The 16,611-nt window shown below is 54.5% G+C and carries 15 protein-coding genes; 8 read left to right on the forward strand and 7 right to left on the reverse strand.

Features of this window, described 5'->3' with window-relative positions; translation table 11 throughout:
- Positions 1–355 precede the first annotated feature (355 nt).
- The gene (locus F1E05_RS18155; RefSeq protein ID WP_232056702.1) at positions 356–1,270 is read left to right on the forward strand and encodes a lytic transglycosylase domain-containing protein; all 915 of its coding nucleotides are present in this window, start codon (positions 356–358) and stop codon (positions 1,268–1,270) included.
- 94 nt (positions 1,271–1,364) lie between these two features.
- Here F1E05_RS18155 and F1E05_RS18160 read toward each other — a convergent pair whose 3' ends face one another.
- From F1E05_RS18160 to F1E05_RS18175, 4 genes are all read right to left on the reverse strand, one after another.
- On the reverse strand, positions 1,365–3,368 hold the full coding sequence (locus F1E05_RS18160; RefSeq protein ID WP_150050976.1) for a reprolysin-like metallopeptidase: 2,004 nt from the start codon (positions 3,366–3,368) through the stop codon (positions 1,365–1,367).
- A 244-nt stretch (positions 3,369–3,612) separates the two neighbouring features.
- The gene (locus tag F1E05_RS18165; protein ID WP_150050978.1) at positions 3,613–4,101 is read right to left on the reverse strand and encodes a hypothetical protein; all 489 of its coding nucleotides are present in this window, start codon (positions 4,099–4,101) and stop codon (positions 3,613–3,615) included.
- A gap of 9 nt (positions 4,102–4,110) precedes the next feature.
- Complete coding sequence (locus F1E05_RS18170; protein ID WP_150050980.1) at positions 4,111–4,722, reverse strand: hypothetical protein; 612 nt, start codon at positions 4,720–4,722, stop codon at positions 4,111–4,113.
- Positions 4,719–6,470, reverse strand: a complete 1,752-nt coding sequence (locus tag F1E05_RS18175) for a VWA domain-containing protein (RefSeq protein WP_150050982.1) — start codon at positions 6,468–6,470, stop codon at positions 4,719–4,721. Before F1E05_RS18175 ends, F1E05_RS18170 begins: the two co-directional genes overlap by 4 nt.
- A 132-nt stretch (positions 6,471–6,602) precedes the next feature.
- Between F1E05_RS18175 and F1E05_RS18180 the strand changes: the two genes are divergently transcribed.
- Positions 6,603–8,549, forward strand: a complete 1,947-nt coding sequence (locus F1E05_RS18180) for a hypothetical protein (protein ID WP_232056703.1) — start codon at positions 6,603–6,605, stop codon at positions 8,547–8,549.
- Between the two features lie 116 nt (positions 8,550–8,665).
- Here the strand turns inward: F1E05_RS18180 and F1E05_RS20345 are convergent, their stop codons facing one another.
- Positions 8,666–8,815, reverse strand: coding sequence for a hypothetical protein (locus F1E05_RS20345; protein ID WP_190303190.1), 150 nt, complete (start codon positions 8,813–8,815; stop codon positions 8,666–8,668).
- A 413-nt stretch (positions 8,816–9,228) separates the two neighbouring features.
- Here F1E05_RS20345 and F1E05_RS18185 point away from each other — a divergent pair, with 413 nt between their 5' ends.
- Both F1E05_RS18185 and F1E05_RS18190 read left to right on the forward strand, forming a co-directional pair.
- On the forward strand, positions 9,229–9,552 hold the full coding sequence (locus tag F1E05_RS18185) for a DUF2004 domain-containing protein (RefSeq protein ID WP_150050984.1): 324 nt from the start codon (positions 9,229–9,231) through the stop codon (positions 9,550–9,552).
- A gap of 87 nt (positions 9,553–9,639) precedes the next feature.
- Positions 9,640–10,194 carry a hypothetical protein gene (locus F1E05_RS18190; RefSeq protein ID WP_150050986.1) on the forward strand — a complete coding sequence of 185 codons (555 nt, stop codon included), beginning with the start codon at positions 9,640–9,642 and terminating at the stop codon, positions 10,192–10,194.
- A 137-nt stretch (positions 10,195–10,331) separates the two neighbouring features.
- On the opposite strand, the gene F1E05_RS20350 is transcribed toward F1E05_RS18190, so the two are convergent.
- Positions 10,332–10,496: a hypothetical protein gene (locus tag F1E05_RS20350; RefSeq protein ID WP_190303191.1), complete on the reverse strand. Its 165-nt coding sequence runs from the start codon at positions 10,494–10,496 to the stop codon at positions 10,332–10,334.
- A 197-nt stretch (positions 10,497–10,693) separates the two neighbouring features.
- On the reverse strand, positions 10,694–11,320 hold the full coding sequence (locus tag F1E05_RS18195) for an LON peptidase substrate-binding domain-containing protein (RefSeq protein WP_150050988.1): 627 nt from the start codon (positions 11,318–11,320) through the stop codon (positions 10,694–10,696).
- A gap of 163 nt (positions 11,321–11,483) precedes the next feature.
- Here F1E05_RS18195 and F1E05_RS18200 point away from each other — a divergent pair, with 163 nt between their 5' ends.
- From F1E05_RS18200 to F1E05_RS18215, 4 genes are read left to right on the forward strand one after another with little or no spacing between them, the layout of a single operon-like run.
- Complete coding sequence (locus F1E05_RS18200) at positions 11,484–11,765, forward strand: antibiotic biosynthesis monooxygenase (RefSeq protein WP_150050990.1); 282 nt, start codon at positions 11,484–11,486, stop codon at positions 11,763–11,765.
- Positions 11,766–11,809: 44 nt separating this feature from the next.
- Positions 11,810–12,409: a class I SAM-dependent methyltransferase gene (locus F1E05_RS18205; RefSeq protein ID WP_150050992.1), complete on the forward strand. Its 600-nt coding sequence runs from the start codon at positions 11,810–11,812 to the stop codon at positions 12,407–12,409.
- A 53-nt stretch (positions 12,410–12,462) separates the two neighbouring features.
- On the forward strand, positions 12,463–14,442 hold the full coding sequence (locus F1E05_RS18210; protein ID WP_190303192.1) for an efflux RND transporter periplasmic adaptor subunit: 1,980 nt from the start codon (positions 12,463–12,465) through the stop codon (positions 14,440–14,442).
- A gap of 1 nt (position 14,443) precedes the next feature.
- Complete coding sequence (locus F1E05_RS18215) at positions 14,444–16,609, forward strand: hypothetical protein (RefSeq protein WP_150050996.1); 2,166 nt, start codon at positions 14,444–14,446, stop codon at positions 16,607–16,609.
- Positions 16,610–16,611 lie beyond the last annotated feature (2 nt).

Raw genomic sequence — 16,611 nt, forward strand, 5'->3', positions numbered from 1 at the left:
TGCTTGTTCGACGGGGGGCGGCTTTTTATTTCAAGCGCCTCGTTATAAAACAGCCTCCCAAGAAATTTGATCCACTTCAAATTTGCTATTCACGTAATCTTTAAATTAGCGCTATTATTCCTTGAAAAACTTGGCGATTGCGTCACAAATCGACCGCGCAGTTGTTTTTCGTCCATGCTGTCCACCCCGCGATAAAACGATGAATCGATTCCATTTTGCTTTTGTAACCCTGCCCGTTTGTTTGATCCTAGCAAGTGGTTGTTCGCCTAAGACGACTGCGTTAAAGCGGGATAATTCAACGTCTTATCGAACTTATACCCGTAACGCTAATCCGCCGCCTAAGGTAGTGTCGGCGATGAGTTATTCGGGGCAATTCCCCAAACCGGCGGAATTGGAGCCTGCCGTAGATTTTTGGCGTAAGACTTACGCGGTGTGGCAGCGTTCGGAAGTGGCGTATCACGACGACCGCTATATGAATGTCGTGTATGAAGTGATGACGCTGCCGGGTTATGTCGGCGAAGGCTTGACCGCGGAACAAAAGCGTCTAATGTCCGAGCGCCGGGATTATTGGAAGGGTCAGCTCGCAGGGTTGGAAAGCAAGCTCCGTTACAACGCGCCATTAACCCCGCAGGATAGAATGTTGATCGATAAATTCGAACGCGCCGGATTGTCGGTAAATACCGTGTTGGCCGGGGCCGGTGACCGGGTTAGGGCGCAACGCGGTACGCGCGAGCGCTTCAAACGGGGCATGGAAATCAGCGGACGTTACAATTTACAGTTCAGAAAGATTTTCCGCGATGCCGGATTACCGGAGGAATTGGCTTTGTTGCCTCACGTGGAATCCTCGTTTCAGCCGGCCGCACGTTCGTCGGCGGGGGCGGTAGGCATGTGGCAATTCACCAAAGCGGCTGCACAGACTTTTATGCCGGGCAACAATCGGGTCGATCAGCGCTTGGACCCTTTTATCTCTGCCGTCGGAGCGACGCGCTACCTGAGTTATGCCTACGGCAAATTAGGCGATTGGCCCAGTGCGGTCACTTCCTACAATCACGGTATCGGCGGAATGAAACGGGCTCAATCCAATATGGGTAAAGATTTCGCCCGTATCGTCCGCTACTACGATGGGCCGGCCTTCGGTTTCGCGTCCAGAAATTATTACGCACAATTTCTGGCTGCCCGGGAAATCGCTGCGAATACGGACGCTTATTTCCCGGAGGGCATCCGATACGAAGAGCCGTTAGGGCCGGGGCAATATTTGGCGGCTGAGTAGTGGGGGCTGTGTTGCAAACGGAGTGGGCAGCGCATGTATTTGCCGTCGATGATCCGGGAGACGCTTAGGCTCCCGGAGACGATTACGCCGGTTTTTATTCGATGACCGGAACGCTGACGGTAGTCGGACGATAGGCCGCAACCAAAGGTGCGGTGTAATTGATGGTTTTGGCTTGATCCGAGGCATTGGCATCGCCTTCCGCAAAACCGCAAGGAGCGCCGGCGCATTCGCTGCTTAAGTCAGGCGTCGCAAACAACATCAGCGCCGGGCCTTTATAACTCATAATTGTACCGAAGCTTTCATCCACACCCCATGCGTAGGAGTAATCGAATTTTCCGGCAAAGCTGCTGTATTCGCGGTCGTGAACCGTTCCGAAACTATGGCCTAGTTCGTGGGTAAACGTATTGGAACCGCAGAAAAAGCTATCGTCTTCGTCTTTTGAATAACCATCGCCTATCGTTCCGAAACCGGTGTTTGCTTGAGCGTCGCCGCCGTTGGCAAAGCCTACGTAAGTAGTGCCGCAGCTGCCGGCCGTTGCGGCGTGTAAGGGGCGAAACAACACGACCAAATCCGCTCCGTATTGATTGCGTAGCGCGGCGGTGCCCGCAAACGCGCCGTTGTCGTTCGCTAAATCGAACAAGGCGGTGGCATTCGCGCTAGCCTCCGAATAGTGCGTTTTCTGAGTGTGCACCAGTCGTAAGCGCATGTTGATGCCTGAATCCTGATACGCTTGGTTGGATACGTCTACCAGATATTGGATACGTTGTTTGGCGTAGTCGGCGGTTTGATTTTCCGTGGTGTACAACACCATCAGATCGACGATAACCTTGTCTGAAGAATTGTTGGCGACCGTATCATTGGAGCCGGATTTTTGCGCTTCGTAGCTTGCTTGCGCTTGTAGCGCGTTGGCTTGTGCCGCTTTGGCCAGCGCGAGTTTTTTCTTATAGCCGGCTTTGGCAAGTTTGATTGCTTTTAGCGTTGTACGCAGGGCTTTGCTGCTGGCGCGTAATTCATTTTTAATTTGTTTCAGTTGTTGAGTGAATTGGGCAAGCTGCGCGCCTAACTGAGTATCGGTTTTAGCGGTTGCCAGCGCTTTGCGCACTGCCGTTAGTTGGGCTTTTGTCGTCCGCAATTCGGACTTTAAATTGGCAATTTCGGATTTAATCGCTACGCCGTCGGCGATGGCTTGCTGATAGTCGGCCAATAGGGTTTCCGCTTGGGAGGCCAAAGTTTCGGCATTTGCTTTGGCTTGTTCCGCTGCGATCTGCAGATTGTCGAGTTCGCTGTTCATGCTCAAGAGCGGGTTGTTCATCGTTGCCGGCTGACCGGGTATCGGCTCTACTTCATCGTGTTCCAAGCCGGCGTTTGCCAAGCCCGATTGACTAACGTCCACAATGACGGTTTGGCCGTTGACGGTTTCTATGTTGTAAGCTCCGTCCGGGGTATAAACGTTTCCAATCACCCCGGCGTCGCCTTCTGACAGATAAATTCTGTAACCTTTACCCTCGTCTCCCAGATAACCCATCCAGGTCGAGCTGCCGTCTTCGTGTTCGATTTGGCTGTCGTGGCGGACGGTATATTGACCTATCGGCAGGTCCAATACGAAGTCGTCGCCGGAGGCCACATCCCGTAATTCATCCATGGGTAAAGCAACGTTCATGACCGAGCCTTGATTGAAGTGCCGATATTGTTCCGGCAAATTGGCATTCGATTCGGGTTGCACCACTATCAACTTGGCCTTTTCGATCGCGCTATCCGCGGCGATATTGCCGCTGCCGTTACGGCCGCTGATAACCACCGTCGTAATTTTGTCGTTTAAGCTTTCAACCGAAAAGTTATAACCTTCCAACAGTTGATTTAAAGCTTCCGTCCAGTTGGCGGCAGCAAGTTTTCGGTTAATCAAATCTTGCTCGACGTCGGCATTGATTTCGAACGAAATCCCGCTACGGTTAGCCAGTTGATTAGTTACTTGGAGTAGCGTTTTGTTTTTTGCTACGTGATAGATCGTGTGGTGTTGTTCTTTAAACAGATTGGCACTCACGCTGGTAGGAAATGCCATAGCCAACGCTAAGGCAAGCAGTATTGTATTTGTTTTCATCTCGGTCACCTTGAACAGCGAAAACCTCAGCAAGCAAACCAACCGAACCAACTTGCTGAGTTAATTAAAATTTCGAGTGAAAATTTATCAAAATCCCCGGATTTATCTGTGAGCGGGTGACCGCTTTTTTGGCCCGTTAGTTAAAGGGCTGCGTAACGTTTCACGTTTCTAGGGTAGGGAGTGGGTGTGCGGATGTTGAAGAGTGAGCGAATGGGGCCGGAGCTGCTTACGCCGTGACCGGCGGTCAGTCAAAAACGTCGCCCCAGGATGGTTCATCCGGGTTAGCGGCATTTTCGGAATGCGCGGGTTCGCTGCCGGTAGTTTCGGTTAAAGGCGTGGCGTCGTGGGAGCTGGGCGCGCTGTTCGAGGCATGGCATTTAGGGCAAGTGACGGCCAGATAGCTGTCTAACAGCTCGCAAAGTTGTTCGTAGAACTGTTCTATCGGCTTTTGTTGCATTTGTTGGTCGATAAATTGTTGCAAAAACAATTTTTCGGCGGTGATCAGTTGTTCGCTTAGCCCCAGGGCATCGGTTTTATCGACGTTGAGTTTATCCGCCAGACGGCGGGCCAAAAGATTGCCGCGCATGGTTTGGCGGTTTTTAATGTCGTCCAGCAGCCGTTCGAAATCCCGGTGGCGTTGGTTTTTGTTTCGCCAGATCAGAAGCAATACGCCGGTAATCAAGATGACAACCGATGCCGTCGTCAACGAACCAATCAGCCATAGCAAATTCATCCCGGCGCCTCACTGCTTGGAATGATGCTTGGCCGCATCGATTGTGGATTGAAATATCTGCAGCATTTTTTTACTACTGTTTTCCAATTCCAGTTGGCTTTGGTGACCTGCAAATACCCGCGCATATTCCGCGCTGATTTCGTCTATGGTTTTCATTGCAGTGTCCAACTGCAACACTAATTGCTCGTTGATTCGTTCCAGCCCCGGTGGGGCTTTGGTTACGCTGTGCGTGGTTTTACCGGCGGCAACGTCGGTCAGCAAACGTTGGTAAGGTGCGGACAATTGGCCGATTTTTCGGTCGATCTGGGAGAGCAAGGCCATTTCCCGATGCAGGAAAAATTGAATCACGCTGTGCAGCAGCGCCCGTTCCGATTCGGAAACCTCGTGCAACACATTGTCGATCGATTGTTTGTCCAGCCCGCAATTGTCGGTTAACAGTTGCTCTAAAGGCTGATTTTTCAGAAACATTTGTTCATCGAATTTGCTGATGAATTTATCGATCGCTTCGATTTCCCGGTTTTGTTTTTTTCGCGACATAAAAAACAGAATCCCGGCTAAAAGCACTACGCCGGCCAGTAATTCCACCATTAAGACTATCAATGCGGCGTCAGCGGTCATCACGTCAGCTTCTCCAAAAGTTGCTGCTGTTTTTTCAGATTGGACTTGTTCAGCGCACGGTAAACGGCGTATCCAATCCCGAACAATAGTAAATTAGCGAACGTTACAATGCCGATAACCATTGCCCAATTCGTGGTTGCTTCCGCCGCCTCCATCGGCGGCGCGGGTACGGATTCCGGTTCGGTTTGCGTTTCGGGTGATGGCGGCGTTACTTTCTCGTCGGTAGCGACGCTGGCCGGGCTGGCGGATGCGAACCAGCTTTCATCTATCGTAATCGCCGGCAAGGTAGGGCTGATAGCGTTTCCGTCCAGGGTTTTTGCGGTGACGTCAAAGCGTATGTGCAGTGGCACGTCTGCGGGAACATGCTCGATTTGCATCTGCCATATGCCGTTTTGTGCCGTCACTACTTGGCTTTGTGCGGCTTCTTCGCCTTTTTGAACGTGCGCGGTAATGCTCATTGCCGCCACGTCAAGCACCGCGATGTCGGGTTGAAACGTCAAGCCGACTTGGCGCTTGTCGACGTTTACGGATTTTTCCAGGCGAACGACTTGGGCAACCGCTTCAATGTCTCGATTCAATTCACGTTGAAAGGTTTTGCCGTCGGCGACGATGTGCAAGCGATGTTTGCCTCGGGATAGTCCGGGTATTTGATGACTAAAAAATCCCGCTTGCCCTGCCGAAGCGGGGATGGGCGCGGCCGCCTGCTCGTCCACGGCGACGGACAGGGAAATCAGTTGTAAAAAATCGGCTCGGCTAATCAGTTGCCCTTGTTCGGTAAAACTTAGCGTTAACGGGACAGCTTCCGATTCGGACACGAAATTGCCCGGTCCTTCGAGCACCAATTGTAAATCGGTCAGAATCATCACCTGATTGTCGGGATCGATAGCCGCTTGAATCTGCCAACTGCCCAGCGCCGGTTGCTTAACGGTAATCAAATCGTATGACGGGTTTGCCAGCCACGCGACATTGGGCCGTTTGGATTCGGAATCTATGCTTTGCCGGTCCGGGTCGATTAAGCGGGTGGGATTAGCGCCGGCTTGCTTGAACACCAACACCGAGAACTCCCGAATGCTGCCGTCGATAGTAAAGCGGTTGTCGGTTAAGGGAACGGTGTCGCGCGGAGCCGCTTTTTGCGCCATTTTCAAAAACGCGCGTTGCAATTGGTCGGCGGTGACGGCGATTTCGTTCCAACCGCCGCTGTCGTAAGCCAAACTGTGCAGCAATGGTTTATCGGCTTGGTCGGACAAAGCGATGGTATTGATTTTGATGCCGCGTTGTATCAATCGGGGTAATCCTTCGCTCAAGATGCGTTCCCTGGAATCGGCACTGACCATGATATCTTTGGAAATATCCACCATGCCGTCGGTCAACAGAATCAGGTTTTTGTTGCCGGTGCCGCCAAACCCTTGCCCCGTAGCGGTTTCGAGCGCGCGTTCTATGTTGGTGAAGGCACCGCGCGAATGAATGGCTTTTAACGACTTCAGCGCTGTTTTGCGCCAGTCGCTATCCAGCGCGTCGGTATGGCTGAGCAACTTGACGTCTTCCGCAAACAGCCACAAGGACACTTTGGTGCTGTCCGGCAACAAATCAATCAGTAATTCCGCCGCGTCCACCCGCAAATTGTTGGGATCGTTCTGCTTCATGCTGCCGGACACGTCGATTAACACCTGCACTTCATCCGTTTCGGCGCAGATGCAATAATGCGGATAAAGCCACAGGCAAAGCAGCAAGGTATGCAACCACGGTTTCATAAGCTTATTGCGGGAAACAAGATTGCTGAAACTATAGTTCAAGATGCCGGCCGGGCAGCACGGAATATGTCTTGACAAACGGCAATGTTACCCTCTAGGCTCAGCCGACCCTTTCCGCTACCGGAGTTTGCCATGCACTACCTACGATTGAGTTTATGGACGGCGGTTTTTGCAGGGATGATGGCCAATGCACACGCTGTAAGCATTACCGAACGCGCAGGTAATCAGTTTCGCACCGCGGCCAACAACCAAGAGTTTTTGTTGAATAAAAGCAACGTGAACCCGGAGCGCTTCGGTTTGCTCAGAACCTACGATTTCAACGCTAAAGTGGAAACTCAGCCGTTAGTGCTGGAAAATGCCGCCGGCGGCGACGATTTGGTCGTCGTCACCACCATGAAAAACGAGGTGATCGGCATCAACGGCCGTACCAATGCCACGGTGTACAACGTCAAACTCGGTCCGGAAGTCAGTTCGCAAGACATGGACATGTGGAAACACACCCCCACTTGGGGCATATCGGCGACGCCTATTATCGATCCGGCTACCAATACCTTGTTCGTTGCGGCTTGGCAGCGAAAAAACACCCACGACAACCGCTTTCGCGATTACTGGCTGTACGCGCTGAATCCGCTGGACGGCAGCCGCAAGGCAGAACCGGTGCGAATTTGGGGACAGTCGCAGGAAGGCAACGGCTGTTGGTTTAACGACGCCGACGCCACTTATATGGAAAACGGTCAGAAGAAACAATACGTTTATCCCAAATTGCGCGCCGGCTTGGCCTTGACCGACAACCACGGACTGGTACTGGCCTTTGCCGCCAATGCCGAATCCAATTTGGGCGGGCGGAAAAATCCGCACGGCTTCGTGCTGGCCTACGATACGCGCGGCTTGTTAGCACAGCCGGGATTTTCCAACCAGCCCGCCATGTTTTGCGCCACCCGCTTCAATTCCTGGGGCGCCGGAATCTGGCATGCCGGCGGTGCGCCGGTTACCGAAGGCGACATGATTTACGCCGCAACCTCTAACGGCACCTCCAACAACGGCGGCGAAGACTTGGCCGAGAGCATGCTCAAATTGCGTTTCGTACCCGGTAGCGGCGGCTCCCGGCCGGTATTGCAATTGGTGGATTATTACAAGGCTTTCATGGACGAACGTACCAGCGGTGCAGGCTGTTTATGGAACGACAACAACTCGGAAGTGTCCTGCGGCCGCGCCGCCCACGGCGCGGCCGGGGCGGATTGGGACTTCGGCGCCGCCGGGCCGATGTTGGTGCCCGGCTCCAGTCTGCTGCTGCAGGGCACCAAAGACGGCATCATTTATTCGTTGGACAAATTCAATTTGGGCAAAAGCGATAAATTCAATCAACTGATGTCCAAGCCGCCGTTGGTCGCTGCCTATTACGGCGGCGATCAAGCGCAAAATTGGGACAGGGCGCAGCGTCTCAACCGCAGCTTGCCGTGCCCTGCGGCCGGCAACAGCGACCACGGCTGGTTCGTACCGTGCGGCGATCCGGAAAACAACAAAATGCACCACATTCACGCCTTGGCCCTGGCGCAACGCGACCAGCTAGGCGGCATCGTCTACGTGTGGGGCGAAAACTCCCGCTTGAAAACCTATAACTTTTCTACGGTAGACGGTGCGTTGCCGACCTTTCGCGCCGAGGGCGACGACATGGCTTCGGTAGACGTGGAATCGCCTGGCGGCATGCCGGGCGGCTTGCTGATGGTGTCCGGCAGGCCTTCGACCAGTTCCGCATTTCCGCATGCCATAGACTTCGGTACCGCCCTGCTGTGGGCGGTATACCCCAAATACGGCGATGCCAACAAAGATTTCGGCGAAGGCCAGCTGGTCGCTTACGACGCCACCACCATCCTGCCCGGCAACAAACTGCGCCGCTTATTCCGCACCGGCGACGACACCCACGGCGGCTTGGGCAAAATGTCCAGGATGATTCCGCCGGTCGTCGTCAACGGCCGAGTGTACGTGATGATTTACCGGGTAGGCGACGTCGACAATTGCAGCGTACCGGACAATCAACTCAAAGTCTGCAGCCAGCTAAAGGTGTACGGCTTGAAATAATCCGGTGGGGCCCCCCGCGGATCCGACGCTAAGGCCGCAAACGCCGGGGAATTCAGCTTTCGCCCGCGTCCCGGGCCTTAGAAGCGTTTACTGAGATACGGGCCGCTTAACGGCAGTCATCCCGGCTTGTTACCGGATTTGTACCACCAAGCGGCGGCCAAGATGCTCAAGCCGGCAACCGATGCCATCAGCATGCTGGGATGCTGATATAACAGATCGAAAAAAGCGCCGACTAATTTGGGTGTGCTGCGATAACAGTTTTCCATGGCTTGCCTCCGAATTGATCGAAAAGGCCTAGCTTATTGCCGGCATAAGGTTGTGTCCAGTCCGGGACGAGCAAGCAGGCAAGCGTATCGGGAACCGGGTGCGGCTTGGTTTGAGCGGTTGAAACACCACCTCCGCTCCAATCGGGCACCACAGCCAGCTTCGAAACGATAGCGATAGGAAGCGCTTACGACGATTGGAATTGGTGAGTTTTTCGAAATCGAGCCGTAGCGGATTATCGTTTAGAATGATTTAACGACAGTAAATGGATGTTTACCGGGCATTTTCAATTGCTCCCCGTGATATACAGGCGTAATATTTTATGTTTATCAATAACTTATATTTAGTGACCTCGTTTTCCGGTAGATATACGGAACTATCTAATAGCTAGTTATGCAGGCAAAGAGAGACCATTATGACAATCGAAGTTGAAAAACGGCAAAAGTTGGCACTGGATGCCATCAAGCACGCGTTCGGTACCGAGGCAGGTGAGGACAGCGTTAATTTGTTTGTTGGGCACCATTTGGAGGAGCTTCCACAAAGTTATTGGCAGCAACATCTTGGCTCCAGTACCCCAAAACCAACGGCTGTAATTGGCTTGCTCCAACTTCGCTCGTCTTGGGGTGAAGATGACATTGAGTTTTTTGACTTCACACTTCCAGACGAGGTCACGGATTACGTCGTTTCGGTGCATTTTGATGGTGCAGGCAAAATTGATGGCATCTCAATGGAGAGTTAGCGTGCCGTGCCTGCCTAACCCGGCGCTCAAGCCGACCCGCTTCCGCTACGCTCCAGCGGTCGGCTTAGCTCTACGTTAGGCGAAAGCATGAATAGAGTTCTTTTTATTTTTGCACCGATACTTGGCCTATTAATTGAGGGCTGTGCTGCCCCAGGAAGCGGAATTGGAAATTTGGCTGTGTCTGGTAGGCTCACCTCATCATCTGATCAGCCGATATCTGGCAAAGAAATACAATTCATTTTGCCCGCCACTTATGGGTTAGGCGGGCTAGATTTAGTCATGAATTCGCCAGGCGACTTCGGGCATAAAGATAGGCGGTTTAACGTTACGACCGACGAAAATGGTCAGTTTTACCAAGATCTAGGCCAAACTATTTACCACGTTACGTGCTGGTTGCTACCGCCTGTAGGTTGTTATCCAAGCGGACCACCTGCTCCATTTCTATTGGTGCGCCTACCAGACAATCAGAGCGAGTATTACGCCGTACAAACTCAAGACGGACAATTCAAGGTATTTACAATGTCTGGTAAAGAGACTCCCGTTGAAGAATCTAGCGTTAAGTCCATCTCGACAAAAGTTGAGAATTCCAATGACAAAATGGAACGTTCTACTGTAGGCGTTATAAATATTCAAATAAAGTAAGTTGCCTAATCGGGTAAGGGCGAGTTTCTCTCTCACCCTCCCCACACCATCTAGCATGCGGGTCCCTACTCAAGCGGTTGAAACAGGGTAATGAAAACGAACCCACTGATCTTTGATCGATACCAAGCCCTGCGCTTTTAACCACTCGTGTTCTTCATCGCCATTTGCGTAATCGGCGTCCGCGACATGGCGTAAGGCCATTTCGAGCTCACGCCGGTTTTGATCGCTTCTTTTAGGCTGACGCCCAGACTGACCAGATGGCTAATCTTGGTGCGCGGCCATCGCCATTGTTTAAGCGCCAAGGATGGCGCGAATGCAGATATTGCAGGAGCATATATCTGCCCAGTAGCAACAGCGCATGCGCCGCCGTAGCCATTCTTCGTCCGGTTGGATAATACAAGCTCCGATTAGCGAAGCGTAATCGGAGAAACGACGTAACGATAGATGCTACGGCCTTCAACCTATCCTCCGAGTTAATTCGGACACCGAATATCGATCACTAAACCTGCGTTAAATTTTGAGCGGTAAAATCTCGCAAACGCCGCCAACGGATTTGTAGATCATCCAGTTCCAGCAACGATTGCTTCAAAAAGGCTGGCAACGGTGCGTACATGGCAATATAGTTCATCGCAAGTTCCGGGTCGCTAAGCAGCTCCGCTTCGGCATGAGCGAGTATTCCACTGTTACCTAAACTTTTTAACACCGCCGTCCAAATGGGTGGAATTTCGCCCTGACAGGCGTTGATTTCCGCTAAATCGTCGGTTTGGCCAAGCCACAGTCCGTCGGCTTGTTGGCGAATTCGCCGCAAACGTTGGCGTTGTTCGCCTTGTAAGGAAATAGATAACAAGCCATTGGGCATTTGGCCGAAGTCGATTATTCTGGCGCTGGTACCCAGTGAATAACAAATCGGTACCGGTTGCGCGGGTGATTCGGCATTGCCAAGCACCTCCAGTTTTTCAAATCCCTCCCGTAGCAAGCACACGGTAAAACTCGCTCCGCTTCGCAGACACGCCGATATCATATTCAGATAGCGCGGTTCGAATATCTGCAGCTGTATGATGCATTTTGGGAACAGTGGCGTATTCAACGGAAACAGGGCTTGTTCAGCGGGTTGCGGTTGCTGCATAACATCAATCCTCAATGGGTTGTTATCACTATTCGGCTCGCTTATCCGGCAAGTAAAAAATAGCGAAAAAGCGTTTGGCGATTTTGTCGGGAATATTGGAGCAAAAGTTACACCAACTTAAGTTATCCGGATCTGCCGTCTATTAATTAATCGGAGGGACACCATGCAACACGTATTAATCATTCACGAAGTCGAATCTTATCCGGCATGGAAAGCCGTTTTCGATCAGGCGGCGGACATTCGCAAAAATGCCGGCGAAATCCGTTACCAGTTACTGCGTTACGACGAGGACGGAAATAATATCGTCCACTTTTCCGAGTGGACTTCGCTGGAAAACGCCCGACGCTTCTTCGAATCTCCCGAACTGGTGGAAATCCGGAAAAAGGCCGGGGTAAAAGCGCCGCATTTCATCTACCTGCAAGAAATAGAGCGTGGCGTGTTATAGCTCGGCCACTATCCTACGGCAGCCGTTAGATCTTAAGGAATGCCATGACACCGCTGGAAATCGGCCGGGCTTACAATAGCATCACCCACTTATGGGAAAGCCCGGCGTTCGACCGCAGCAACGGCATCGCCCAGCACCAAAAAGCAATAGCATTCGCTCACAAACGCGGCCATGCATTGGACATCGGCTGCGGCTGCAGCGGAAGGTTAATCGACCTATTATCGAATAATGGGTTTGCAGCTGAAGGCCTCGATGTTTCGGACGAAATGATCAGACTAGCCAAGCAAAAACATCCTCGCCTGCAATTTCACCAGCAAGACATTTGCGAGTGGATTTTCCCCAAACGCTACGACTTTATCACCGCCTGGGACAGCATTTGGCATATCCCGCTGACCCGGCAGGTTGAGGTGCTGACCAAAATCGTCGACGGCTTGAATAAAAACGGCGTGCTGATCTTCTCCTTCGGCGGAACCACCGAGCCGGGCGAACATAAGGATAACGCCATGGGACCGGAAGTTTATTATTCTTCGTTAGGGACGAACGGCTTCCTGTCGCTACTGATCAATTTGGGCTGCGCATGCAAACACTTGGAGTACGAGCAAGTGCCGGAACTGCATGCCTACCTGATCGCGCAAAAAATCTGACGCTGTCCGAGCAATCTTGCGCGGCATATCAAACCCGCCGAGCAAGCGCTAAAATGTCCGGCATGCAAAATCCCTCACCGCCAACCCGGCCTGCAGCAACGCCTAAACCCGACCCGCGTCAGGCCGCAGCCAACGCACCCAAACAGCTTAAAGCCGATTTTTACGTCGGCCCCGGCCGCTTGGGCATGCAACAAGCCAGCTTGGCCCAAGAATTCAGCACCCTCTCCAGCCAAGCCACGCCGCTGCCGGAGTTGTGCTCGGCCTGGCTGCAGTGGCTGGCCAAACACCTGGAAGCTTTCGACTGCGGCATCGTCACGCTGAAAACCGAAGGCGATAAATTGTCGCTGCCCATCGCCGCGTGGCCCGCGCAACCAGCCGATTTAACCGGCCTGCTGAGCTTGGCGCAATCCGCTTTAAAACAACGGCAAAGTCTGGAAATGCGGATAGCCGGCAAAGGCCCGTCGGCCAAGATAAACAGTTTGCTGGCAGTGCCCATCCAAATCGAAGACGCATTGTACGGAATTGCCGTGATCCGTTTGCTGAACGACGATGCCCCGCAGTTCGCCCGCGCCAACCACTTAATGACCTGGGGCCTGGCCTGGCTGACTCAATATTTCTGGCGTGACGGTTACCGGCAAAGCACTTTGACCGCCGAACAAGCCGCTTTCCTGTCCGATCTGATGCTGATGACCGCCGAAATGCCCAGCTTTCAGGAGGCCTTGTTTGCCTTGGTCAACGATCTGACGGCTCGCCTGAAATTGCGCCGGGTCAGCATCGGCTGGCTGGAAAACGGGCAAATGCAGGTCAAAGCCATTTCGCACAGCGCCCATTTCCGCCAAGCGCATGAATCGGTGCAGCGCTTGGCGCGGGCCATGGAGGAAGCCTACGACCAAAACCAAACCATCGTCTTGCCTGGCGGCGACGGCCCGGCGCCGGCGCCATCCGGCCGGCTGATCGTCAGCGACCACCTGCAACTGGCGCAAGCCGAAGGCGGCCACGCCGTGGCCTCGTTTTTGATTCGCATTCCCGGCCGCATCGTCGGGGTGCTGACCTTCGAATTCGAACCCGGCCGGCAGCCCGGCGCCGACGAGCAGCTATTGGGCGAATTGCTGGGCAGCGGCCTGGCCGCGCTATTGCAACAAAAGCATCTGCACGAACGCTGGCTGGGCGGCAAGTTTCAAAAGCGCTGGCAAGCGGTTAAAGACGGCCTGCTGGGTAACGAGCATCCGGTGTATAAGCTGGCGACGTTCGCCGCCGCCTTGTTGCTGGCGGCTCTGTTCTGGGTGCAGGCGGATTTTCGCATTACCGCCAAAACCGTGATCGAAGGCCTGATTCAGCGCGCCGCGGTGGCGCCGTTCGACGGTTACGTGGCCCGAGCCGAGGTGCGTGCCGGCGACAGCGTGCGCGCCGGCCAGGTCGTAGCGGCCCTGGACGATAAAGATTTGTTGCTGGAACAACAGCGTTTGACTAGCGAAGTCGCACAGCATCAGCGTAAATACCGCGATGCGCTGGCGAAACACGACCGCCCGGCCGCCGCAGTGCTCGGCGCCGAGCTGCAGCAAGCGCAAGCACAACTGGCCTTGGTCGACGAAAAACTGGCGCGCGCAGAAATCAAAGCCCCGTTTGACGGCATCGTCGTATCCGGCGATTTGAGTCAAAAATTGGGCGCGCCGGTCAACCAAGGCGACGTGTTGTTCGAGATCACGCCGCTAAACGCCTACCGTATCATTTTGAAAGTCGACGAACGCGACATCAGCCTGGTCCGCCCCGATCAATCCGGTCGAATGACGCTGGCCGGCCTGAGCGCCGAACCACTGCCGTTCACGGTTAAACAGGTCACCCCGGTAGCGGCGGCCGAAGAAGGCATCAATTATTTTCGGGTGGAAGCCGAAATCATCGGCGACAAGCCCTTGCTGCGGCCCGGCATGGAAGGCATCGGCAAAATCGGCGTGGGCGAAGCCAGCCTGTGGCACATCTGGACCCGGCGCTTGTTCGACTGGCTGCGCATCGGCCTTTGGACTTGGCTGCCCTGATATGTCCCGATTTTTAGACGCCTCCTGGCACCGCGTAGCTCAGTTGAAACCACGGCTGGCCGACCATGTGGATGTGCAAAAGCACCGCTATCGCGGCCATCCCTGGTACGTGCTGGTCGATGCCCGCAACGCCCGTTCTCACCGCTTGACGCCGGCCGCATTCGGTTTGATCCATGCCATGGACGGTAAGCGCACGCTGGACCTAATCTGGCAACGCGCGGTCGAACTGGCGGGCGACCAGGCGCCGGGACAAACCGAAGTGATTCAACTGTTAGGGCAATTGCACGCCAACGACTTATTGGTCTGCGACGTGGCACCGGACAGTGCCGAATTATTGAGCCGGCTGGACAAACAATCCCGCAGCCTGCTGTGGAAAAATCTGCGCAATCCGCTGTCGATGCGGGTGCCGCTACTGGACCCGGACGCATTTTTGCAAGCTACCCTGCCGCTGGTTCGTCCCTGCTTCAGCACGATGGGCTTGGTCTTATGGCTGGTTTGGGTAAGCTTCGGGGTCGCACTGGCCGCGCAGCATTGGCAGGAACTGACCGGCAACCTCGCCGACCAAATTTTTTCGGCCCACAATCTGGCCGCGCTGTGGCTGACCTTTCCGCTGGTCAAGGTACTGCACGAGCTGGGTCACGCTTACGCCACCCGCGTCCACGGCGGCGCGGTGCACGAAATGGGTTTAATGAGTTTGATGGGCATGATCGTGCCTTACGTGGACGCCAGCGCATCCGCCGGTTTTCGGGATAAATGGCAACGGGTGCTGGTCGGCGCAGCCGGCATGATGGTCGAGTTGGCGGTCGCCAGCGGCGCCATGCTGCTTTGGACCTTGCTGGAGCCCGGCTTGCTGCGTTCCATTCTGTACAACGTCATGCTAATCGCCAGCGTGTCGACCTTGATTTTTAACGGCAATCCGCTAATGCGCTACGACGGCTATTACATGCTGGCCGACTGGTGCGAAATTCCCAACTTGGCCGGGCGCGGCCCGCAATACTGGTATTTTCTGATCAACCGCTACGCCTTCGGCGTGCATAAACCGGAGCGCTTCGACGCCACACCCGGCGAGCAGCGCTGGTTCTTGTGGTACGCGCCGCTGTCTTACCTATACCGCTTGTCGGTCATGCTGGGCATCGCCATGTATATCGCCGAACGCTATCTACTGCTAGGCGCCCTGCTCGGCCTGTTTTACGCCTATTCGCTGCTGCTGTTGCCGACGTATAAAGCCGGCAATTATTTGCTAGGCCATCCTACGCTCGCCCCGCACCGACGACGCGCGGTTTTAGTCAGCCTGGGAACGCTGACGGCATTATGCATAGCGGTTGGATTGTTGCCCATGCCGATGCGTACCCAGTTCGAAGGGGTGGTATGGTTACCGCCGCAAGCCCAGGTCAGAGCCGGCGCGCCCGGTTTCGTGCGCACCATCGTCGCCGCACCGGGGCAATGGGTGCAGCCGGGCGACGTTCTGGTGATTAGCGAGGACCCGGACCTTGCGGCGCAAATCGAGGTGTACCGGGCCAAGATTGCCGGCATAGAAGCGCAACGCCTATCCGAATGGCGGCAAGACCGCAATCAGGCGGAGATTACCCGGCACGCCCTACTGCAAGCGCAAGCCGACTTGGCCAGGGCACAACAACGCGCGGCGGATTTGATCTTGCGCAGCCGCAGCAGCGGCCGGTTTTTTCTGGAGCGCGGCCCGGACCTGCCCGGCCGCTTTTTGCACCAGGGCGATTTGATCGGCTTTGTAGTCGATCCCTCCCGCGACATCGTCCGCATCGTCGTACCGCAAGCCGATATTGCCTTAGTGCGGCATCAAACGGAAGCGATTCAGGTACGCTTGGCCGAACGCCCCGAGCAGGTGTTGCAGGCCCGTTTGCTGCGCGAAGTGCCTGCCGCCGATACCGAGCTGCCCAGTCCGGCCTTGGCGACCGAAGGCGGCGGCCAACAAGAACTGGACCCGCGCGAAAAAAGCCCGACCAAGGCCATAAACCGCTTGTTTCAATTCGACCTCAGCCTGATCCGCCCGCAGCAGTTAGATGCCGCCGATACCCCGGTATTGCCTTACGGCACCCGCGCCCACGTACGTTTCGAGCATCCTGCGCAACCTTTGGCCAGCCAAATCTGGCGCCGAATCAGACAAACCTTTTTATCCAGGCTGGCGGTGTAAGC

Origin of the sequence: Methylomonas rhizoryzae (assembly GCF_008632455.1) — a bacterium.
Taxonomy (GTDB): Bacteria; Pseudomonadota; Gammaproteobacteria; order Methylococcales; family Methylomonadaceae; genus Methylomonas; species Methylomonas rhizoryzae.